This window comes from Leptospira yasudae, from assembly GCF_003545925.1.
GTDB lineage: Bacteria > Spirochaetota > Leptospiria > Leptospirales > Leptospiraceae > Leptospira > Leptospira yasudae.
Genome location: NZ_QHCU01000001.1, coordinates 967,561 through 989,846, shown reverse-complemented (window position 1 = coordinate 989,846; position 22,286 = coordinate 967,561). Strand labels below are relative to the sequence as shown.

Annotated in this window: 21 protein-coding genes; 13 read left to right on the top strand and 8 right to left on the bottom strand. The window is 44.9% G+C overall.

Annotated features, from left to right (window positions below):
• The first annotated feature begins 232 nt into the window (after nucleotides 1-232).
• From DLM76_RS04765 to DLM76_RS04725, 9 genes are all read left to right on the top strand, one after another.
• Complete coding sequence (locus DLM76_RS04765; RefSeq protein ID WP_118964471.1) at nucleotides 233-1,162, top strand: ABC transporter ATP-binding protein; 930 nt, start codon at nucleotides 233-235, stop codon at nucleotides 1,160-1,162.
• A 6-nt stretch (nucleotides 1,163-1,168) separates the two neighbouring features.
• Nucleotides 1,169-1,897, top strand: coding sequence for an ABC transporter permease (locus DLM76_RS04760; protein ID WP_118954711.1), 729 nt, complete (start codon nucleotides 1,169-1,171; stop codon nucleotides 1,895-1,897).
• Nucleotides 1,894-3,936, top strand: coding sequence for a motility-associated ABC transporter substrate-binding family protein (locus DLM76_RS04755; protein WP_118964470.1), 2,043 nt, complete (start codon nucleotides 1,894-1,896; stop codon nucleotides 3,934-3,936). The genes DLM76_RS04760 and DLM76_RS04755 overlap by 4 nt, the downstream gene beginning before the upstream one ends.
• Entirely contained in the window at nucleotides 3,933-5,030 is a 1,098-nt protein-coding gene (locus DLM76_RS04750; RefSeq protein ID WP_118964469.1) for a DUF4340 domain-containing protein, read from the top strand. Before DLM76_RS04755 ends, DLM76_RS04750 begins: the two co-directional genes overlap by 4 nt.
• Nucleotides 5,027-5,644 carry a hypothetical protein gene (locus DLM76_RS04745; protein WP_118964468.1) on the top strand — a complete coding sequence of 206 codons (618 nt, stop codon included), beginning with the start codon at nucleotides 5,027-5,029 and terminating at the stop codon, nucleotides 5,642-5,644. The genes DLM76_RS04750 and DLM76_RS04745 overlap by 4 nt, the downstream gene beginning before the upstream one ends.
• Nucleotides 5,641-7,038 carry a UDP-N-acetylmuramate--L-alanine ligase gene (locus tag DLM76_RS04740; RefSeq protein ID WP_118964467.1) on the top strand — a complete coding sequence of 466 codons (1,398 nt, stop codon included), beginning with the start codon at nucleotides 5,641-5,643 and terminating at the stop codon, nucleotides 7,036-7,038. The genes DLM76_RS04745 and DLM76_RS04740 overlap by 4 nt, the downstream gene beginning before the upstream one ends.
• On the top strand, nucleotides 7,035-8,060 hold the full coding sequence (pheS, locus tag DLM76_RS04735; RefSeq protein ID WP_118964466.1) for a phenylalanine--tRNA ligase subunit alpha: 1,026 nt from the start codon (nucleotides 7,035-7,037) through the stop codon (nucleotides 8,058-8,060). The genes DLM76_RS04740 and pheS overlap by 4 nt, the downstream gene beginning before the upstream one ends.
• A gap of 1 nt (nucleotide 8,061) precedes the next feature.
• The gene (locus tag DLM76_RS04730; RefSeq protein ID WP_118954717.1) at nucleotides 8,062-8,484 is read left to right on the top strand and encodes an acyl-CoA thioesterase; all 423 of its coding nucleotides are present in this window, start codon (nucleotides 8,062-8,064) and stop codon (nucleotides 8,482-8,484) included.
• Between the two features lie 62 nt (nucleotides 8,485-8,546).
• Nucleotides 8,547-9,263 (top strand): class I SAM-dependent methyltransferase, encoded by a 717-nt coding sequence (locus DLM76_RS04725; protein ID WP_118964465.1) that lies wholly within the window; start codon nucleotides 8,547-8,549, stop codon nucleotides 9,261-9,263.
• Nucleotides 9,264-9,313: 50 nt separating this feature from the next.
• On the opposite strand, the gene DLM76_RS04720 is transcribed toward DLM76_RS04725, so the two are convergent.
• Nucleotides 9,314-11,290, bottom strand: coding sequence for a gamma-glutamyltransferase family protein (locus DLM76_RS04720; protein ID WP_118964568.1), 1,977 nt, complete (start codon nucleotides 11,288-11,290; stop codon nucleotides 9,314-9,316).
• A gap of 242 nt (nucleotides 11,291-11,532) precedes the next feature.
• Here DLM76_RS04720 and DLM76_RS04715 point away from each other — a divergent pair, with 242 nt between their 5' ends.
• On the top strand, nucleotides 11,533-12,183 hold the full coding sequence (locus DLM76_RS04715) for an MORN repeat-containing protein (protein ID WP_118964567.1): 651 nt from the start codon (nucleotides 11,533-11,535) through the stop codon (nucleotides 12,181-12,183).
• A 258-nt stretch (nucleotides 12,184-12,441) separates the two neighbouring features.
• Here DLM76_RS04715 and DLM76_RS04705 read toward each other — a convergent pair whose 3' ends face one another.
• The 7 genes from DLM76_RS04705 to DLM76_RS04675 form a co-directional block, all read right to left on the bottom strand.
• Nucleotides 12,442-12,879 (bottom strand): hypothetical protein, encoded by a 438-nt coding sequence (locus tag DLM76_RS04705; RefSeq protein WP_118964463.1) that lies wholly within the window; start codon nucleotides 12,877-12,879, stop codon nucleotides 12,442-12,444.
• 2 nt (nucleotides 12,880-12,881) lie between these two features.
• Nucleotides 12,882-14,147: an acetyl-CoA acetyltransferase gene (locus DLM76_RS04700; protein ID WP_118954721.1), complete on the bottom strand. Its 1,266-nt coding sequence runs from the start codon at nucleotides 14,145-14,147 to the stop codon at nucleotides 12,882-12,884.
• Between the two features lie 21 nt (nucleotides 14,148-14,168).
• Nucleotides 14,169-15,479, bottom strand: coding sequence for a 3-hydroxyacyl-CoA dehydrogenase family protein (locus tag DLM76_RS04695; protein ID WP_118954722.1), 1,311 nt, complete (start codon nucleotides 15,477-15,479; stop codon nucleotides 14,169-14,171).
• A gap of 360 nt (nucleotides 15,480-15,839) precedes the next feature.
• Complete coding sequence (locus DLM76_RS04690; protein WP_118964462.1) at nucleotides 15,840-16,382, bottom strand: O-acetyl-ADP-ribose deacetylase; 543 nt, start codon at nucleotides 16,380-16,382, stop codon at nucleotides 15,840-15,842.
• Nucleotides 16,383-16,396: 14 nt separating this feature from the next.
• The gene (locus DLM76_RS04685) at nucleotides 16,397-18,379 is read right to left on the bottom strand and encodes a M48 family metallopeptidase (protein ID WP_118954725.1); all 1,983 of its coding nucleotides are present in this window, start codon (nucleotides 18,377-18,379) and stop codon (nucleotides 16,397-16,399) included.
• A gap of 134 nt (nucleotides 18,380-18,513) precedes the next feature.
• Nucleotides 18,514-19,110, bottom strand: a complete 597-nt coding sequence (locus DLM76_RS04680; RefSeq protein ID WP_118964461.1) for a DUF4269 domain-containing protein — start codon at nucleotides 19,108-19,110, stop codon at nucleotides 18,514-18,516.
• Between the two features lie 62 nt (nucleotides 19,111-19,172).
• A complete protein-coding gene (locus tag DLM76_RS04675; protein ID WP_118954727.1) occupies nucleotides 19,173-19,700 on the bottom strand; it encodes a helix-turn-helix transcriptional regulator in 528 nt (175 codons plus the stop codon).
• 260 nt (nucleotides 19,701-19,960) lie between these two features.
• On the opposite strand from DLM76_RS04675, the gene DLM76_RS04670 reads away from it, so the two are divergent.
• From DLM76_RS04670 to DLM76_RS04665, 3 genes are all read left to right on the top strand, one after another.
• Entirely contained in the window at nucleotides 19,961-20,497 is a 537-nt protein-coding gene (locus DLM76_RS04670; protein WP_118964460.1) for an ankyrin repeat domain-containing protein, read from the top strand.
• Nucleotides 20,494-20,886: a hypothetical protein gene (locus DLM76_RS21665; RefSeq protein ID WP_167450719.1), complete on the top strand. Its 393-nt coding sequence runs from the start codon at nucleotides 20,494-20,496 to the stop codon at nucleotides 20,884-20,886. Before DLM76_RS04670 ends, DLM76_RS21665 begins: the two co-directional genes overlap by 4 nt.
• Before the next feature lie 165 nt (nucleotides 20,887-21,051).
• Nucleotides 21,052-22,185 (top strand): sensor histidine kinase, encoded by a 1,134-nt coding sequence (locus DLM76_RS04665; RefSeq protein ID WP_118964459.1) that lies wholly within the window; start codon nucleotides 21,052-21,054, stop codon nucleotides 22,183-22,185.
• Nucleotides 22,186-22,286: the final 101 nt, after the last annotated feature.

Genomic DNA, 22,286 nt, shown 5'->3' with positions numbered 1-22,286 from the left:
GGCCCGTCGCTCATTTAACATCCACCATTGGAACAATTCTACGTTAGGTTCGGTCGAAACAAACCTACGCAGATTGTTCCGTTTTTGAGAATCCAGGTAAACCTCGCAGTCGAGAAAAGGGGTTGACCCTATCCGGGAAAATTTTTCTATTTTTCCTGAATCCTAAATTCCATAGCATCGGACTTCCTGCGTATTAAAACTACGAACGCTACCGATAGCAGTTTAAACAAAGATGATCAAAGTCAAAAACCTATCCAAATTCTATGGCAAAAAACTCGCTATAGACCGTCTGAATTTTGAGTTGGGAGAGGGAGAGATCGTCGGACTTCTCGGTTTGAACGGAGCCGGAAAAACCACGACGATCCGAATTCTTACCGGCTACTTAATCGCGTCCGACGGGATCTGCGAGATCGACGGAACGAACACTTTCGAAAATCCTCTCGAAGTAAAAAAGAAGATCGGATATCTTCCGGAAACTCCTCCGTTGTATCCCGAACTCTCCGTCGAAGATTATCTCAAGTTTGCAGCTCGGATCAAACAAGTGTCATCCGAAACGATCGATTCCGAAGTTGCAAGAGTTTGCGAAAGAACGTTTCTAACCGACGTCCGAGGAAGCAACATCGAAACTCTTTCGTTGGGATTTAGAAAACGCGTCGGGATCGCGCAGGCGCTTTTGGGAAATCCGAGAATCATCATTCTCGACGAACCCGTTTCGGGACTCGATCCGAAACAGATCGTGGAAATCAGAAATCTCATTCATTCGTTGAGAGAAGGACATACGATTCTTCTTTCGAGTCATATTCTTCCCGAGGTTTATAAGACCTGTACGCGCTTTTTGTTTTTGCATAAGGGAAGAATGGTATATCAACGCGATAGAAAACAACTCGAAGAAGAGATGGAAAAACTTTCCGGTTTGGAAGTCACTCTTTCCGGCGCCGACGCGGATTCGGGTAAAAAATATCTTTCCTCTTTGCCCGGAGTGAACGCGGAAAAACTTCAATCGATCGGAGAAGATTCGAGAGGGAATACGTTTCTCGTTTCCACTTCTCTCGAGCGCGAATTCAAGGAAAAACTTTTCGCTTCCGCTTCTTCCGTTCCGCGTTTGGAATACATCCGCAAACAGGAAGTCACCTTAGAACAGATCTTTATGAATCAGGTTTAAGAAACGATGTTTCAGAATATTAAATGGATTTTTTTCAAGGAAGTAAAGGTGTTCTTCGGAACCTTTATGGCTCCTTTGGTTTTCGGCGGAACCGCCTTTTTGAATTCTTTGTTCGTGCTGATCCTGAATTTTAACTCAGGCACGAATTACGTGGACACGACCGTGATCACGTTTCTTTCGTTTATGTCCACGATCATCATCGCGATGTTGATCCTTGCGATGGGAAGCATCACGGAAGAAAAGAACCGGGGAACTCTCGAATTTCTTTTTACGGCTCCGATCACCGATCTTGAAATCGTAGCAGGTAAATTCGCGTTCGGAACGTTCATCTGCTTTTTGATTTCGGTCTTCGTAAACGGTTTGTTCCCGATCTTTCTGTATTCTTTTTGGAAGGCTCCTCTTTACATCGTCGTTTCGGGAACGATCGGAGTTTTTCTCTTGGGAATCTTTTCCTTTTCGGTCGGACTTTTCGGAAGCAGTCTGGGGAAGAATCAGATGATTTCCCTTTTGATCTCGATCGTCATCATTTTAACCCTCTGGGTTTCGGGATATTTTTCGTATCTATTCGATTCGGTTACGAGAAAGGTTCTGTATCACCTGCATATCTTTTCGCACTTCATCGCATTTTGTAAGGGAGTTCTGCCTTTGAACGGAATCGTATTTTTTGTAAGCGGCGCGTTATTCTTTCTGTATCTCACCGTAAAAGTTTTGGAATCGAGGAGATGGAGAGGATGAAAAAGGAATCCGTTTTGCTTAGAATTTTTCCTTGGGTTTCGCTTGCGTCCCTGCTTTTGTATTTTCCCGTTCGCGACAGCATTCAGTTGCCGGCAAACCGTTGGCTATGGCTCGGTTTCGTGTTGGCGATTCTGATCCTGGAGCCGGGCTATCGGTGGTTTCAAAAAAAGAATATTCAAGAAGAATGGAATTCTTATATAGCCGCGGGTTTGGGTTTGCTCTCGTTCGGAATCTATCATCTGCGCGTCTTCTTGGAGGAACTCGCACTTAAATCGAACACGACCGGATCGGGCAACGAAAGAATCCGCGAGATCCTTCTGGTGCTTTTGATCTTATCCATTATCGGATTCTTGATTCTTACCTTGCTCAAGGAATTAGGAAAGGATTCCGCGGGAGCGCAGAGCGTTTTAAAAACCTCCAAACAAGCGCTCGTTCGCTATTTTATCATGAACCTCGCGATCGTTTTCGTGGCTTTGGTGGTGGTAAATTACATTTCCGTAATGCGAAATCACAACTTCGACCTGAGTTCCAAAGGACAATATTCTTTCAGTCCGACTGCGACAAAGATTCTGAAAAACGTTTCGAAAGAAGTCGAGGTGATCGCGTTTTATCCGCGTCCTCTGGAGAATTCTTCCTCAAGCGACAAAGCGAACTCGTTTTCGCTGAGAAGAATCCGTCCCGATCTCGAAATTTATCTGGATCAGCTCAAATCTCTGAGTCCGCAGTTTAAGGTCCGTTTTATCAACGCAGACGTGGAATTGGACGATCTTGCCGAGTTCGGTCAGGTTTCCAACGGATTGATTCTCGTAAGAACGAAAAAGCCGCTGTCCGAAGACGGAAAACAATACGCGGAACAAAGACTTGCGGTTCGCGAAAAAACCGATTTGGAAGACCTCGAACGCAAAATCGTGCAAGCCGTCGTAAACATCACGACCGAAGAAAAGAATATTTATTTCACTCAATCCAACGGGGAACGATTCTCGCCGATCTTTCAAAATCTTCCGAACGAAAAAGTGGGAATTCTTTCCAACTCCTTGAGTTTCTTAAACTTCAAAGTCAAAGGGCTCGGAATCGCGGAAGGTTGGCCCGGAAGAATTCCGGAAAACGCGGACGTTCTGATGATTACCGGACCGACGGTCGCTTTTTCCAAAGAAGCGCAAACCGCCGTTCTCGATTTTATCGAAAAGAAAAAAGGCAAGGTCTTTATCACAATCGATCCGAAAGGAACGGAAAACTTCCGTTGGCTTTTGGAGCGATCGGGTTATGAATTCGAAAAAGGACCTCTTTCTCAAATCCAAGGACAAGCGGGAATGGTTCTCGCGAAATCCTTCCGTAAACATCCGATCGAAGAAACTCTCACGAGAAAGGAAATGGGAGCGATGTTTCCCTTTGCCGGATTTTTCGTTCCGCAGGCAACGCTTGGACCGGCCGGGAGAACGCTCGAATCGTTTCCTTTGATGGAATCCGGAGGGGATTCTATATTAGATAAAAATAATAATGGTAAACAGGATTCGGGCGAGGAAAAAAGAAACGTAATCCTCGGGATGATTTTGAAGACGATTCCGAAGTTCCAAAACGAATCTACCGAAACGAAACAAAATCCTGCGACCGGTCTTCCCGAACTTACGGGTTCGGAACCGAAAAAAGACGCAGTCAATGATCCGAATGTTTCCTCGCTTCCGGGATTAAAAACGGAGAATGGCTCCGCTTCGCAAAATACGGGTTCCTCTGCGGCGAACGCAAATTCGAAAGAGGAAGGAAGGGTCGTGATCTTTTCGGGAACTTCCTGGATCACCGATCAATTTATTTCTTACGGAACCAACTACGAACTTGCGACTTCCGCGATCACTTGGATGTATCAGGATCTTTCTCTTTCTTCGATTCAGCCGAAAAAAGAAGAAGTGAACACGGTATCGCTGACGGACATTCAAAAACGTGCGGTTTGGATTTTGGGAATGTTTATCTTTCCCGGTTTGATCGCGCTCGTTTCGTCCGCGGTTCTGATTCAAAAACGAAGAAGAGAAGGAGCGGAATCTTGAAACGTTGGATTCTTCTCTTTCTTGCGTTAGTCGTTCTTGTCGTTAGTTTTTTCTTTTTGGATGAAAGAAAAGAGGATCAAACGGAAATTTCCGTTTGGGACATCGACGTAGACGAAATCGAATACCAACCTCCGAAAGGTTCATGGGGAGCCGAAGACGCCTCGTTGTTTTATCCGTCGCCCGTGATTCTCAAGAGGCAAAAGGGAATCAGCGAAGGACGCGAATTTTTTTCCGTTCAATCCAAGGATCTCGAAACGGGGGAAACGATCGTATTCGAAGGCGGATATAATACCGAAAATATTTTTCGAGAACTTTCCGTTTTAAAATCCAAAGGCGTCGAACCGATCGTCGAAGGAAAGATTCCCGCCTCATTGGCGTTAAACGAAAATTCTCCGCAAATCGTTTTGAAATCCTCCGGTAAAACCCGCAAAACCGTTCGTATCGGTAAAAAGAAAACCGGAGATTCGACGAGAATCGTTCAGGATGGAAACGAGATTCTCGTGATTCAAGGAAACACAGCCGATCGATTCACGAGAGGAATCGCGGAGTTTAGACAAAAACAACTCGTCAACCTCAGAGACGAATCCGTGGTCGAAACAATTTGGGAAGAAGAAGGAAAAACGCTTCGTCTCGACAATCACCCCTTCAAGGAACAGACGATCAAAAAGAATTTCTGGAGAAGACTTTCCGGAAAGCTGATTGCTTTGGAGCAACACCTGGGCGACTCTTGGAACAACCAAGTCGTGGGTCAGCTCGCCGAATTATATCCGGACGATTCGAACGGAGCGGGATATGCAGTCGCTAAAAGTCTGGCTAGCGTTCCTGCGGACGCTTCCTTAAAGATCAAACTTTCCAACGGAGATTGGATTACGTTGCGTTATTATCCGAAGACGAATATCAATTCCGTCGATTATCGGCCAACGGTTCGTATCATAAACGGGAAATTTTCCGAACCTCCTTTTTATATCCGCGAAGATAGTTTCTTGCGGTTAAAAGAAATTGCGGCGAACTTGGACAAAGCGGAGCAGAGAAAGGAACCGTTGAATCTCAATACGATTCCTAAGAATCCGAACGCTTCGCATCCCCACAAATGATCGTAGATAAAGAACAAGACTTCTCCGAAGTTCGCACCGGCCTTCTTCAAAAAGTTTTTCAATCGCCCGAAAACGCTTACGAACTCTATCAAAAGACGGACGGTTTCGGTTATTCCGAAATTTTAAGAACGCACTTTCTGCTTTGGATTTTGGCTCCTGCGGCAAAGCTGATTTCCAACATCGTATTTTCCCTTTTATCTTTTGTCCGTTACGACGAGGGAGAATGGAGTCTTTTTTCGGGAGTCGTATTCTCTTTCATAATATATCCAGCCGTTTTGTTTTTGGTCACGCAATTCGACGTGTTCCGCATTTTTATGAAGAAGGCCGATCGAACGAAAGGGGAAACTCTTCCGCCTGCGAACATTCTTCTCGTTTCCTTTCTGCCGTTCAGCGCTTCCTCCGTGTTTTGGATTTTGCCTTCTCCGCTGCAGGCGGTCTTTCTTGCGATTTCGTTTTTTCTTTCCTGTGCGTTGTCCGTCCGCAGTTTGAAAAAGATTCTCGGGTGGAATGATAAGGAAATTCTAATGTTCTTTTTGTCCGGTCTCGCATATCTGCTGACCGGTGTTTTGTTTCTGACCGTCATCTACAACTTAATTAGGACCGTTCTCAATTGAAGATTTTTCTGATCGGAATCGGCGGGATCGCCATGGGCAATCTCGCTTATATGCTCAAAAAAAGCGGACACGACGTATCCGGTTCGGATGCGGGCGTTTATCCGCCTATGTCCGATAAATTAAAAGAATGGAATATTCCATACTTTGAAGGTTTTAAAGCGGAGAATATCCAAGGTCAGGATCTGATCATCGTCGGGAACGCCATTTCCCGCGGAAATCCCGAGGTCGAGGAAATGCTGAACTCTGGGATGAATTATCTTTCGATGCCGGCGGCGATCAGCGAATTCTTTCTCAAAGGCAAGAAGGTCATCGTAGTGGCGGGAACACACGGAAAAACGACGACTACGTTTTTGATTCATCATATTCTGAAAGAGAACGGAGTCGAACCCGGGCTTTTTGTCGGAGGAATTCGGAAGGACGGTTTTCCGGGATTCGAGCTCGGAAACGGGCCGTACTTCGTTATCGAAGGCGACGAATACGACACAGCTTTTTTCGACAAGTCCTCCAAGTTTCTTCATTATCGTCCCACCTATGCGGTGTTAAACGCTCTGGATTTCGATCACGCGGATATTTTTCCCGATATAACCGCGATCGAAACCATGTTCAAACGTCTCATCAATCTCGTACCCGGAAACGGGAAGATCTTTTATTGGAGCGGTTCGGGTTCTCTCAAAAAACTCGTTCAACACGTTAAGTTTACGAAGACGGAAGGATTCGAATGGAATCGGAAGGATTCTTCCCTTACTTGGAAAAAGCACGAGCTCTTCTGGGATGGAACGAAACTGGACCCGGCTCTGTTCGGAGATCACAATTACAGAAACATCGAAGTTGCGATCCGCGTTTGTTCCGAAATTTTAAAGTCTCACAACCCGACCGGGTATAAGGCAGGAATCGCGAAGGCGATCGATTCGTTTCCGGGCGTCAAACGCAGACAGGATATTCTCTTTCAATCGCCGAAGGCGGTCGTTATGGAGGATTTCGCGCATCACCCGGTGGCCGTTCACGAAACGATCCACGCGGTCAAAAAAAGATTTCACGATTATAAGATCGTCGCCTTGTTCGAACCGAGAAGCGCGACCTCTCATAGAAACGTATTTCAAAAGGAATATTCGTATTCTTTCTTAGGTGCGGATTTAACCATTCTTACCGAGATCCACAATTTGAAGAAGGTTTCAAAGGACATTCGTTTGGATGTAAAGAAGCTCGTTCAAAAACTTTTGAAAAATTCCAAAACCGTTCCGGTTTACGCAAAAGATCCTCAAGAGCTGCTTGCAAAACTTGAGAAAATGATTCCCCAATTTACGGGAGAGAAAATTCTGATCTTAGCTATGTCCAACGGCTCGTTCGGCGGAATATATCCCGGACTGGTTGAATTAGCGCGGAAGCACGTATGAACTTATCTCAAGAACTCGATTCAATTTATCAGGAAGCGATCCAGAAAATCGGCTCTTCCGTTTCCGAAGAGGATCTGGATAAGAATAAGAACGACTTTATCGGTAAAAAGGGAAAGCTCACCGCAGTTTTGAAGAACGTGGCCTCTCTTTCCATCGAGGAAAAAAAGACCGTCGGTCAAAAGGCCAACGAACTTTCCAAAAAACTCGAAGCGTTCGTCGCCGAGACAAAGTCTTCATTGAAGAAAAAACTCTTTGAAACGCAGGCCGCTTCCGAGTTTTTCGATTCCCTTCGTCCTCTTCCGAAAGCTTCCAACGGAAGTCTTCATCCGATCACTCAGATTCAATACGAGATCGAAGACATCTTCGCATCGATGGGATTCAGCGTGATGGACGGGCCCGAAATCGAAACGGACACGAACAACTTCGGCGCGTTGAATTTTACGGACGATCACCCTGCGAGAGAAATGCAGGATACGTTTTATCTGGAAAACGGAAATCTTCTCAGAACTCATACTTCCGCGATTCAAGTAAGAACATTAAGAAAATTGAAACCACCGTTTCGAATCATCGCTCCGGGAAGAGTGTTCCGTTACGAAGAAGTCGACGCATCCCACGAACATACGTTTTACCAGATCGAAGGTATGGTCGTCGGAAAGGATATTTCCGCAGCGAATCTGATTGATACGATGCAGGTTCTTCTTTCCAGAATTTTCGAAAAGGAAATCAAGACGAGGTTGAGACCCGGATATTTCCCGTTTGTGGAGCCAGGCTTCGAATTGGATATCAATTGCCTCGTTTGTGACGGAAAGGGTTGTCCCGTTTGTAAACATTCGGGTTGGCTGGAACTCTTACCTTGCGGTTTGATTCATCCGAACGTTTTATCCCACGCGGGATTGGATCCGAAAGAATGGACCGGTTTTGCGTTCGGTCTCGGTTTGGATCGACTCGTGATGATGCGTTACGGAATTCATGATATCCGTTATTTCCAATCGGGTAACCTTCGTTTCTTAAAACAATTCTAATATGATTTCCACTCCGATTCAGACTCGATGGATGGATATGGATCCGTTCGCGCACGTGAGCAATTCGGTTTTTGTGGCGTATCTTGAAATCGGAAGAGTGGATTATTGTCAGCGTCGTTTTAACGTGAAGGGCGTTTTCGAGGTTCCTTTTATTCTCGCGAGAATCGAGATCGATCTTAAGAAATCCATCGAAATGCATCACAAGGTGGAAGTGCAGACGAGCGTGACTCGGATCGGAAACAGTTCTTGGGACTTTCAATCCAAGATCGTGGAATCGAATACGAAGGAAGTATTTGCAGTTGCCAGAACGGTTCAAGTTACGTTCGATCACGTGAAAAAATCCAGCATTCCGATTCCGCCAAAGGTGCGAGCCGTTTTAGAAGAAGACTTAAAAGAATTCCAAAGGCAAAACAAAGAAGGCTGAATTTCAGCTCGATTTATCTCAAAACTTGTGATCGGTTTTGTTGTAGTTGCGGAACCGAATCCATGAGCGCAAACTACGATCCCCAATATATCAAAGAACTATTTAACGGAATGAGTAAAACCTATGAAAGGGTGAACTTCATCACTTCTTTCGGCTTTTCCATTCGATGGCGCAGACAATTCTTAAATTCGATTCCTCGAACGAACGAAAAAATCGAGATCATCGATTTGATGACTGGAATGGGCGAAACATGGGGAGGACTCAGAAAGAATTTTCCGAATTCGCGGATATCTGCACTGGATTTTTCGGACGGTATGCTTGAATACGCGAACGCGAAGAATCGGCGATCTTTCCGAAACGAAATCCAAGTCATTCACGAGAACGTTTTAGAAAACCGTCTTGAGGCGAATCATTACGATATTGTCATATCCGCCTTCGGTTTGAAGACGTTCGATCGCGGGCAGATGGAAATTTTGGCGCAAGAAACCAAACGCATTTTGAAACCGGGCGGAAGATATTCCTATATCGAAGTTTCGAGTCCTAAAAACTTCTTATTATATTTTTTGTATAAGATTCATCTGAAATACGTAGTTCCGTTTTTCGGAAAATTGATATTGGGGAATCCGACCCAATACAAGATGTTATGGAAGTATACGGAATCGTTTCAGAATTCGGATTCGATCGCGAGAATTTTCGAATCCGCTGGATTGGATGTGGAACGCAAAACCTACTTCGGGGGATGCGCCACAGGGATAACGGGAAGAAAAGCAGTAGCTTAAGAAAGAAGGACGAAAATAGGATCTCACGAAAAGATTCGTTTTTCTCTATTTTATCGACCTTCGGCCCAGGATTCTTTTCTTGGATCGGCTCCACCGTAAAGTTTTCCCGTAACCGGATCCTTTAGGGAAATACAAGGCGCGCCGAAATCATACTCCCAAACATCTCTTCCGATTACATCATATCCGAGTTCTTTTAAAACCTTGCCGTGTCGTTCATAAATATCCTTTTCCAATTCGATGCGGCCCGGATAATAATTGTGGGGCGCAAAAGAATCCGGCCAGTTGAGAGAACGGAATCGGGGTGCGTTCACCGCTTCTTGAGCGTTCATTCCGAATACGATCATATTCAAAAAAACTTGTATGGTCGCTTGGGTTTGCATATCGCCTCCCGGCGTTCCGAGACTCATCAGGAATTTTCCGTTTTTAAAAACCATTGACGCGTTAGGCGTAATCGTTGGCCGTTTACCGGGAAGCAGAGCGGACGGATGATCCGGATCAAGACGGAATTGGGTCATACGAATCCCGAGCGTAATGTCCCCATCGATCATCGGAGATTGCGGAAAATCGCTCGGAGTCAAAGAGAGAGAATTTCCCTGAGCGTCGATGATGCTGAGATAGGTTGTGTCCCTTCCGATTTTCCCGCTTCGTTCCCAAAAAGAAAGTTCCTGATTGGAGGCAAGAAGCGAGTCGGAATCCGAAACAGAACCGAATCCACGCGAGCTGTTTTCGAGGAATCTCGCTGCTGATTGTGATTCATTCCTTTCGGGATTCAGACGTTTCCAATCGGAAGAATGACCTAAATTCTTCTTTTGATATGCGAACGGATTTCCGTGTGGAGGTGTTTTACCGAAGGCGGTCGGTTGTAAAAGTTTTCTTCGTTCGCTTGCATATTCCTTGTTGAGAAGACCCTCGCTTGGAACGTTTACAAATGCCGGATCTCCGAAAAATTTTTCCCGATCCGCCATAGCAAGTTCGATCGCTTGGACCACCGTATGAACGTACTGCGGAGAATTGTGTCCCATCGATTTCAGATCGATTCCTTCTAAAATTTGAAGAACGATCGGAACGACCGCGCCTTGATTCCAAGTTTGATTGGAAAAGATCATATAAGGACCGTAAGATCCCCGCAGCGGTTTTTCCCAATCTCCCGAATAGGTTGAGAGATCTTTTTGCGTAATCGTGCCGTCGTTTTCTTCGTGCGCCTTTACGATTTTTTGCGCGATAGGTCCTTCGTAAAAATACGTTCGCACGGCTTCTAAGGCGCGGCTTCGATCCGCACCGGAACGTCTCGCCTCGGCTTCCTTATCCGCGAGTTCGCGTAAGGTTTTTCCAAGAACGGGCCGTTTGAAAATTTCCTTATGATACAGCGGTTTCCACCATCGATTTTCCAAATAGATTTCCGCGTTGTAAGGTAGGAGAACGGAGAATCCGATTCGTTTGAAAATATTCATGTTCAGGTTTCGCATCAAGATTTTGTGAACCGGAAAACCTTGTTCGGCTATTTCGATCGCAGGAGCGCTGACTTGTTCGAAACTCATCGTTCCGTATCTTTTTAGAAAGGCTATGATTACGTCCGGAGAGGCAGGAACGAGTTGGGAAGAATATTTCAAACTAGGAATCGTTTTGTGACCTCTCGAACGAAAGTATTCTATCGTTGCTTTGGAAGGAGCCTTACCGGCCCCGATATAACTTTCGACCTGTCCGCTTTTTGCGTCGTAATATAACAAAGGAGCGACGCCCGGAAAAGAAGCCTCTTCTCCCTGTGTTACGTTTAACACAAGTAAGGCGGCGATTCCCGCATCCGCTGCGTTGCCGCCTCGTCCTAAAATCTGAAGCGCAGCTTTTGTTGCCAGTGGATGTCCGGAAGCGACCATCAGCTTCGAACCTTCCGCGAGAGGCCGGTTTTCGTGATACGGATCATAAAATTCTAATATTTCTTTGGGTCTGGAGAATACGAAATAGAAAGCGTAGAGCAACGCGGCTCCGAAACCGACGCTAAGGGCGAAGTATTTTAGAATTCGATTCATCCGTTTTCCCCTCTGAATTTTCGTTGCATAGTTCGTTCTTTCGATACATGCAAGTATTTTTCGGTCAAAATATAATTCTTCCGACAAATGAATCCAGTGAAAAAATTACTTTCAGTCGAAAGGCGAATAAACACCCAAGGCGTGAGGGTGTTGAGTTTGCGGATTGAAAAAAGGATTGTTTCGAGTTGAGTTCAATAATAGGGAAACTTTTCAGTCGTTTTAGGTTGTACTTTATAAACACGATGCAGCGTTCATTGATTCAAAGTTTGAAGTTTTTACTTTTTGGCGATTCGCGAGATCGTTATGCTTCTACATTGAGAATAAATCTATTCGTTCTATTTTGTTTTGGTTTCTTCTCCATTTTTCCTCAATCGCCGACGACTTGTTTAGCCGGGAATTGTAAGAATGGAAACGGCGTTTTGATCGATTCTTTCGGGAATGAATACAAAGGAACTTTTATAAACGGAATCTTAGAAGGATACGCGGAAGTTAAATTCAAAAATCGGGAAACGGTTTCAGGAGTTCGTAAAGATTCTTCCATAAGAGGCAAGGCTCAACGAACCGACCCGAATACCGGAAAAGTCGTTTACGGAACTTGGGTTGAGAACGGGGACTGCGATGATAAGGGATGTAAAACCTGGGCAAATTTTGTCCCGGATTCGAACGTAGAATGTGTTTTTCGGGGAATGTTTCGAGAAAACCAAAAAGTAGGGAAGGGCAGCTATGTTTGCATAAATGGAGAAAGCTTTGATGGAATCTTCGCGAATGATTTTGCGAACGGGTTCGGAAAATTGAAATATTCCGACGGAACCGTTTTTGAGGGAGAATTTAAAAACGGGCATCCGATTTCAAAAAAGAAATTAAATGAAAAACGGAAGTTAAGGCGACTGTAGATGGACTTTCCGATTCGGAGTGACCTGTATGCATTGCAATTCGGTGCATCTTGTTTGAGCTGAATCTTCCGTAAAACAAACGAGCCCCACCCTGAACTTGGGTGGGGGGTGCGGCGGTGGGAAGGAAATCCGGAAATCTCCCAATATCACAAAATCAAACTTCACGCAAGTTCAATTTTTGATCCAGAAATGTTGGAACTCCCACAAAAAAAGAAAAACGGAACCCTTCGTATTAAACCGGAGAAAAAATTCTCCGATTCAAAACTCTTCGTCGGAAGTGTAGGCTAAGATTAAAGAAGAAATGAGAGTGAGTAAAAATTGCGAGAACACCCAAAGCCAAACGATGAGGCTTGGAAGCGCGTTGATAAAGTTCAAAATGGAAATTGCGGGACCGACATAGGCCGCGAGAGAAAAACAAATTGCGACGATCAATCCACCGACGATGCCGGTAGGAAGAGAATCTTTCGCGAGACGAATCAGAATTCCCAAAAAGAAAACCTGAATCAGATCCGCGACGATCGGCCCCACCCATAAGATCATACCAACGGATTGGAAGAAACCCTTATAGGCAGGGTCGTAGTAAAAACGAGAAAAGAGCAAACTGCGAAGCGGTACGGAAATTACTTCCCAAAAACCGAAGGCGATAAACAGCCTTAAAAGAAATTGATTCCAATCTTTCGCAGTTCTTAAACTCATTCTTATTTTCCTACGATAAACACCACGTTAGTCGTTGCGGACCCGCCGATATTCAGCATCAATCCGTTCTTAGCGCCTTCTACTTGATAGTTGCCTGCAGTGCCGGTAACTTGTTTGTAGAGGTCGAGCATCATACGAACTCCGGAAGCTCCAACCGGGTGGCCGACTCCGATAAGTCCGCCGGACGGGTTGATCGGTTTTTTACCGTTGATGTCGATCACGCCGTCTTCGATCGCTTCGTGTTCTTTTCCGGGTTGAGTGATTCCGAAAGCGGAAATCGCCGCATACTCGGAAGAAGTGAAACAGTCGTGAGTTTCAAAAACGTCGATGTCTTTCACTCCGAGTTCCGCTCTGTCATAAGCGTCTTTTACGGTTTGTCTGGTCCAAGGGAGGATGTATTTGTCTCCTTTAGATTCCGCAACCTTTGCGTCAAAAGTGATCGGAGCAACTCTGTGTCCCCAACCTTTCAGTCTTGGGATCGTGTTGATCTTCTTTCCTCTTTTTTTCGCGTATTCTTCAGTATAAGATTTGTTCGCGAGAACTACCATCGCAGCGCCGTCGGTTACTTGAGAACAATCGGTGATGCAGAGTCTTCCTCCGACAGCCATATTGTATTCTCCGCCTCTTGCGTTTGCGTGTTCTTTGTTCATGAACCAAGAACGAGTTTGCGCTTTCGGGTTTCTCTTTGCGTTGTCGTAGTTGATTCTGGAAATCTCTGCAAGAGCTCCCATGAATCTCTGTTCCGGAAGTTTGTATCTTTCAAGAATTACGTCCGCGAGTTTTCCGAAAAGTTTCGGGAAAGGAAATTGAACTCCCTTCGCTTCTTTTTCGTAGTAAGCGGCTGTTCCTAAAAAGTCCCCGCCTACGGAAGAACTTACGGTTTTCATGATCTCGATTCCGAGAACAATCGCAACATCGTAGTCTTTCGCACGGATTTTTGTAGCGGCAGCGTCGAGCGCTATAGAGCCGGAAGCGCAAGCGGCTTCAAAACGACCGCCTGGAATTCCGTAGAATGCGGGATCGACTTCGGTTAAGAATGCGCCCAAGTGACCTTGAGTTGCATACTGTTCCGCGTCGAAGTTTCCTACGAAAATTCCGATTCGATTTTGTTTATTCAGTTTTTTAATTTCATCGGGAGTAATTCCGACAGCCGCGAGTCCGTCTTGAACGGCTTCGCGCATTAAGGACATGAAGGTCTTTCCTTCTTTGGTCCAGTTTCTTTGAAAATCGGTTTGTTCCCCGCCGAGGACGTAAATTTTATCGCTCATGGTGATACCTTCTCCCCTAAATTATCCTTTGAAAAGTGAACGAGCGTCAAGCTTTTCCTTCAGCTCGTAGAACGGCTTCCCTGGTTTCGCTTTTGCTAATACTTCAGGAACCGGAAGTTTTGCTTTTTCGATCAGTTGAATCGCATCCTTAGGTCCGCCTAAGAAATCGACGAATGCGGAAGCGGGAGCCCAGTTAAATCCTGTTCCCATTGCGAGATCCGCCATTTCTTTTGTGTCCACCACTTCGCCAACGATCGAGAGAGAGTAACTAACGTATCTTGCGATGAAATATCTCGCGAGGTCCGCTTCGAAACCTTTTGCTTCTTTTACGATGTTCATTGCGCCAGTGTAGTCCGCTTCGGAAATTCTTCGGTTCGCCTGACGAATAAAATCGATGTCGAACTTAGGAACCGGCTCGTAAAGATCGGCGCCTATATTATAGACTAATTTTTCCTTCTTACCGTCCGGAGTTTTGGACATCTTATAAAGTCCGCCGCCCGCCTTTCTTCCCAAATCACCTTTATCGATGAGCTTTTGGAAATAACCCGGCATTTTAAAAGTGGAATGAGCCGCGTCTTTTGTCATTTCATAGAGGTTGTCCACGATCGCTTTGTGAACGTCGAGTCCTACGAAATCCGCAGTGTCCAGAGGAGCCATCGCTCTTCCGGTGTAGCCGCTCATGATTGCGTCCATCAGAGCGATCCCGCCCTTATCGGAATACTTTTCCGCAATTTGAGCGACTTCGTTGATGAGCTGAAATCCGATTCTGTTTCCGGCAAACGCAGGAGTATCGTTCGTATAAACGACCGCGCGTCCTAAAACTTTATCCAGATATTCTCCGAGTTGTTTGAGAACTTTCTTATCCGATCCTTTGTGAGAAACGAGTTCGCAAAGAATCATTTTGTAAGGAGGGTTAAAGAAGTGAGTTCCGAAATAATGCTTTTGTCCGTCTTCGTCGAAGGCTTTGGAAAGTCTTTCGATGGAAAGACCGGAAGAAACCGTGGAAACGATTGTGCCAGGTCTTCTCGAGCTCGCGATTCTTTTGTTGATCGGTTCTTTTACTTCGTAGCTTTCCGCAACGAGTTCAAAGACCCAATCCGATTCCGCCACGGCTTTTTCCAAATCCGCGTCGTAAGAACCGGGAATCAGTCTTGGACGAATCGTATCCGTCTTAACCGAGCCGATCGCTTTCTCAATACCTTCTTTCGCTTTGCTTATGTCCCGTGCAAGCATGTGGACTTTTGCCTTCCCGAATGAGGCAACGATTGCTGCTGAACCGGCGCCCATAGTACCGTTCGCGCCTAATACTGTAACTGTTTTTATCTCTCTCATGAAACTATACCAATTCTTGGATTTTCAATGGAATAGAACCTGTTTAAAACAGCTATGCGGGGAGGAAAGGTTTTTTTCACGCGAATCGAACATAGAATTGTTCTAAAACAGAACGAATGTTCTGCTTAAATGATTATAAAACGTAAAAAAGAGCTTATCAGAACAAGTTAAAAAAGGTCTAAACGATTTCGAAGGCATTTCTCGGGGCGTGTCTCCGCGGAGTTTTTAGAAAAATAAAAAATATTCCGAGTCCGCGCGGAGTCGCGCTCTCTGCTCCAATCAAGCGATCGAATCTAAACTCGTCCAAGAATAGGAAAGAAATTGCAATCGCTTGATTCCGCCTCGATCGCTCACGCGGGGTTATTTTGAAAACGAAAGCAAGGCTTTGTAAATTTCGAAATTCTCCGTATCGAAACAAACGAAGAATACTTTTTCGATCGGGTCGTTTTCTTTTAAAGATTCAAGAACGCTTTCGATCGCGATTTTTGCCGCTCGATCTTTAGGAAAACCGTAGATGCCCGTGCTGATATTCGGGAAGGCGATCGTGGTCAAAGAATATTCTTTCGCCAATATAAGACTGCTTTTATACGCGTTGGAAAGAAGTAGATCTTCTTGATTTTTTCCCCCTTTCCAAACCGGACCGACTGTATGGATTACGAATCGAGCGGGCATTCTTCCCGCAGTCGTGATAACCGCTTCTCCGGTTTTACAACCGCCTTGTTTGTCTCGGATTTTATAACATTCTTCGAGGATGGCCGGCCCGCCGGCCCTGTGGATCGCGCCGTCTACTCCGCCACCGCCTAACAAAGAATTGTTGGCGGCGTTTACGATCGCATCCACTTTCAGCGTAGTGAGATCGCCTTGGATCGGTTCGATTCTTTCCAAGGCTTTTTCACGATGCATTCGTATATTCTAAATTACTGAAGAATGATCTGATCCACTTTGTTTTTTCTGTATTTCACGAACGCGTTTCCGTTTTGCGTGTAACCGAGATAAGGGCCGCTTTTCTGGAATTGTTTTCCGAAAACCCTTTCCGCCGAACCTCGATCCGCTCCGATCGGAACTCCCTTGTCGATACCGGGACTGTTGTCTCCGTACGCGTTCACTTGAAGAATCGATCCGATGCTCAAAAGAAAAGAAGTTTCTTTCTTGCTGTAGATATAAAATTCGCTGCCGGAAGATTTATCGACTTGGATCTTGTCCGGTTTTCCCCAGAGTTTTAATAAGTCTTCGAGTTTGTCTCCCGGACCAACGCCTCCGACTTTAAACACGTTTTGTTTCGGAGTTTGAGAAGGATCGGGAAGGGTGATTCCGTGAAGATCCGCGGTGTATTTAGCCCAACCGGAAGAAGAATCGTAATTCTCCAGATAATACATTGCGAGTTGTTTCGTTTTCGGAGTTTTTTCCTTGTAGGATTCAAGAAGAACGTAATTCAAAATCGGAGTGAAGTTTTCGTAAACGTAATCCGGATCGAGTTGGGTTTTTTGACGGATCGAATTTCCGATTCCCTGTAGATACGCTTGAATGTCCGGATTGGATTTCGCCTTTTCTCCGAAGGATTGAACGCGTTTGTCCACCATCGTAGCGACGGATTTGAATACTTCCAAAGCCTTATCCTGATCGTCCGTCCAGTAAAGAACCACGCCGAAGTTATTCGCAAGAGGAATGGAATTCTCCGCTCGAACCGTATTACCGGCGAGCGATTTAGCCACGTTCATATCGTTTTCTTCGGTGGAATAGGAAAGAAGAACTGCGTAGTTCGAAATAAAATACGGATCTTCGGTTTTAACGATCACCTTTTGATAGGCTTCTTTTGCTTTGTTGTAAGCGGCTTGATTTCCGGGAATTGCCCGCATAACGGCTCTTTTGCGAAGTCCTCCCGGGAAGATCATCGAATCGCGGAAGGAAGGCATATCGATGACCGGTTTGATTTTCAGATCGTCGTTGCTCGCAGTCGCCATCCAAATCTTATGAAGACAAACCGCGTAAGATTTTTCCAAATGCGTGTTTCCAGGAAATTTGGAAAGAGCCTTTTCCAGATTGGACTTGGCCTGATCCAGATTTTTTCCGAACTGAATATCGTCGTACGTTTTTTCCAAAGTCGCAAGAAGAGAATAGAGTTCCTGTTTATCCCCGCTGAATCTTGAAAGACGATCGTTCGGAGACGGATGACTCGTAAAATACAAGGAGGTCATGGATTCGGGACTTACTTTATCCAATTTTTTGCTCACGATGTATTCTTTGTATTGATTGTCGATGTCGCTCATCAATTCCAAAGTGCGGATCATATATTCTCCGCCGTATCCGGCTTTGTTAAGAAGTTGAAATCCCGTTTGATCCGCGTCGACTTCCTGTTCTTGGGAGAACTTCACGTTGTCCAGTACGGCTTCGCCCGTCGGATTCTCCTTTAACTGATAGAATTTCTTAACAGCGTTGAAGGTATGTTTGTTGTAATAGTGCGAAAGCTCGTGCGACAAAACGCCCGCGATGTAACGTTCGCGGTAAAAGCCCATCTTATCTTTTGCGTCCGGTTCTGAGTTCGTAATCACCTGATCCAAAATATCCAAAGTTCCGGAGTTGATGCAGAACTGACCGCCCGCCATAGCGAACGCGTTAAACGAATTGTCTTGGATTAGATTGTAAACGATCGGGAACGTCGGATTTCCGGAAGAATCCGCAAGTTTGCGGAACGCCGTATCGATCGGCTTCTTCCAATTGTTGTGGTCTTTGAGAACTTTGCGGGATTTAAGAATCGCTCCGTACTGATAGGAGCTTTGGCGGACGATCTGCGCATAGAGTTCCGCATCGAAATTGATCGTGTTGCTTTTTTGAGCTCCAAGGGTTAAACAAATCGATAAAGTTCCGACGGTAAGGAGCAAGGATTTGAAAGATTTTTTCATGTTCTCGAGACCTATAAGAAAAAATTTTTTTATACGGGATCACTAAGATCGTCAAAAAATTTCACTTGTCAAGCTGGATTCAAATCTCTTTTCATTCTGCGAAAAATGCGCGTACAAAGCTGTCGCTTCTACTTTCACGTATCCGAAACTGAAAAAAACTCGGACGTCAGAACGAAATTTCTCAGTTCTTCATCCGAAAAAAGATGCAGATCGAATATCGTCTGATACGGATTCCCTTTGATTCCCAACAGATCGCAAAACGCGTGTTCCGTTTTCAATCCTTTCCTTTTTAAAGCGCTTATGTTGTCTCGAAAGCGCGTTCCAGCAATGGAAAGAATTTTGTGTTCCACTTGAAGATGAACGAGCCCCATCTGATCGATTACCGGAATTCTTTGTCCGAAAATTTCGTATGCAAATTCTCTTGTATAAAAACGGACAACGATCGAATCCGCGTCTTGAAATTTTTTTCGTTCCAGTTTAAAGTCCGAAAAAACGGAAAAGGAAGAAGTGCAGACTTCGGAGAATTCTTCGATTTGGGAAAAGGAACAGAGGATATCCGCGTCGCTTTGCTCGTGATCTATCTCTAAGGGAATGGTTCCTGCAAGGACCGGATTGAATTTCGAAATTCTTCCTAAAATCGAATGTTCCTCTAAATCCTTCCAAAGACGCCGTTGTTTCGTATTTCCGTGTTTCAGGTAATCGGCAGAAAGAAAAGAAGTTTCAAAATTCATAATATAGCTGCGAAACGAGCGGGAGTTCCCGAGGATCTCATGTTTTTATTGACGCATAAAAATTAATCCTCATCGGGGAGAAGCGGAGAAATAAAGTAAGCGATGAATTCAAGTTTTCCCGTCGTTCCCGACTTTTGATAAATGGAGAAGGTTTGGTTTTCGATGGTTTTGAGACTTTTGCCCCGAATGGCCGCGATTTGATGGTTGGACATTCCGCGGAGCAGAAGAAGCGCGATTTCCTTTTCCTTATCGGTAAGATCCCATTCTTCCAATTGTCTTTGCAGGGATTCCCAAAAGGACTGATCGGTATGAACCAAGAGCTGATTCTTATTTTTTAAACCTTCGATCGCGACTTTCGCGGATTCGATGTCCGCTTGCGTATGCCGGATTTCCTGAAATAAAAAGAAAATTCCAACGATCGATAAAAGTCCGAAGGCGGCTTCGATCGACGTAAAATAGGCCTGGGATCTTTCGATCCAGTTTATATCGAACGCAAACGTAAGAATCTCTTCCAAGATCCAAAGTAATATTAGAAAAACATAAAGTGAAAAAAAGTAGAACCGCTTTTCTTGGGGAAACCAGAGTTTCATGCTAACCTTTCGGAAAAATTTCCATCGACCGTTTTAAAACTCAAGTTTTCTTTTTAGGAATTCCCGGTTTCAGTATTCGTTCGGATTAAATTCGATTCCTTTCGTTTTACGAGTCAATCGGAATAATGACGTTCCCGAATTCATAGGTGAAAACCACTAAACGGAAAATCGTTTCTGAGTAGTTCCCGCAATTGCCGTTCACACCTATTGTTCACGCCTCAAGAAACGTTAGAATGTTCCGGTATTCGAGGAAAAATTCCATGAAACTTTTGAATTTCATTCTCAACGAGTTTGGAAATAACTTTCTTAAAACGGGCTTCCTTCGGGCGAGGGTTTCGTTCTTGGCGGCAGGTTTTTTCGTTTGGTCCGGTTGTATTCTTCCGCAGGAACGATTCATTCCCGATTCGGATCTGAACCCCACCGATTACGTTTACAAAGGCGATTTGCAGGGTTTGGAAAATTCTCTGCGGGCCGGCAAGGGAATCAATCAACGGGATCCGTTTTTCCGTAATTATACTCCTTTGATGGTCGCAGCGAGAGAAGGGGAATATCTGATCGCGGAATATCTCGTTCGAAACGGCGCGGACGTGAATGCGAGAACGCGCGACGGTCATACCGCCCTCATGATGGCCGCATTCAATCGATATCCGGAAATCGTAAAACTTTTGATCCGCTCCGGAGCGGATATTCATGCGACGACGGTTCAGGGACATACGGCTTGGAGCGAAGCTACATTAGAAGATTCTAAAAGAGTTCAGGAAATTCTTCTGCAGGCCGGGGCCGGTAAAAAACAATGAAACCGCTTCGATTTTTTCTGCCGGGTATTTTCATTTTATTTTTTGAAAGCTGCACGATCGATACGACCCGATGCGAAGAAGGTTGTGATCGTCAACTTTCCGCTTGTCTCTTAGTCGCGTTTCAAGGCGGTCAAAACAATCAAACGTTACCCATCTCCTTACTTTGTTACGAGCTTTGCCATATGTGCAAAGATAAATGCGGAACCCGAAGTTCTTCCAACGGTAGTTCGAGAACCCGCGGACCCAGCACGGGCGGCCGAACCGGAGGTGGGAGCGGAAAAAGCGGCGGCGGAGGGGGAGGCGGTCATAGCGGAGGCGGCGGTAGCAGCGGGGGAGGAGGAGGTCACGGCGGTGGCGGACATGGAGGCGGAGGAATTCTCACGTTGTAAAAAGTTATTTCTTATTCGATCCGGTTGTTTAGAATCAATCGTATCGAATTCCGATTTTATCATTTACCTCGTTTGAATTCTGATCGTATCGGTTTGATAAATTCGTCTTATGATATTCGAGGAAACGTTTTTCGAAATCCTTGTCGTTCGCCGGAGATGAGTAGGATGAGCCTTTTGAGATTTACCGATCGTATTTATAAAGAGAAGGATTATCTGACTCGCAATAAAGCGTTTCATCTTTTTATCTTCAACGTAGCTTCGGTTCTTTTGGGTTTATTCGTAAACTCGTACATTTGGTTGACGAAAGGTTATTTTCTGCGTCCCGGTTTTTCGATCATGATGATCGCCTCTCTACTTTCCCTGATCCTTTTGGTTCGGAAAAAATTCGAGATCGCGTTGAAAATCGTTTTGGTCGCAAGCGTCGTATCCGTCAGCGTGGGTTGGTTTTTCGGATTTTCAAAGGGAGCCGTCGCCTTGGACGAAGCGAATCGAAATATCGTACTCTCGATATTCATTATGATTTTCTTATATTTTACGAACGTAAAACAAACCATTCTCATCGCTCTTTACTGTTTGTTTTTGATTTTTGTGGAAGAATTTTATCAGGAACAGGATAACAACGTAATTCACATCGCCGATCGTATCGCATTGTTTATCATGTATTCCATCGTAGCGATCATCGCCGTAAGAACGCTTCACGGTTCGGTGAAAGAGAAAAACGAATTGATTCAGGAAATTCACCATCGTGTGCGGAATAATCTCCAGGTTCTTTCCGGTTTGGTGGAAATGCACAGCGGTTCGGACAAGGGAAATCTTCAGAGTATTCTTTCGGATTTTCAGGATCGTATCCTTGCGATTTCGGAAGTGCACAACTATCTGTATAAGTCCGAAAATTATTTCGACATCGATTTTGCGGAGGTGATCGACGGGATCATCAAAAACCTCTCCGATAAACTCGGTAAACGAACGGTTAAAATTGAAAATTCGACGGAGCAAACTTATCTAAGAATCGAGAGCGCTCTTCCGTGCGCGATGATCTTCAGTGAACTACTTTCCAATTCCCTAAAACACGCGTTTCCGGGGGATAAAGGAACGGTAAATGTTCGCTTTCAAAAGGAAGGAAACAAGTATCGTCTTCGGATTGTGGACGACGGTTCGGGAATTTCCGATTCTAAGGTTTGGCAAAAACCGAAAACTTCGGGTTTTACACTGATTCAGATTTTAACGAAACAGATCAAAGGAAGTTTTGAGATTTTTTCGAGCTCCGGTTCCACCGCGATTCTTGAATTCAACGCCTAATTTCGGTAAGGCGGCAAAACTTGTTCGATTGAAAAAGACCGATGCCCGGCTCGTGGCGATCGTACGAGTATGCTCCGTTTTAGATCGATCCGTTTTGAGGA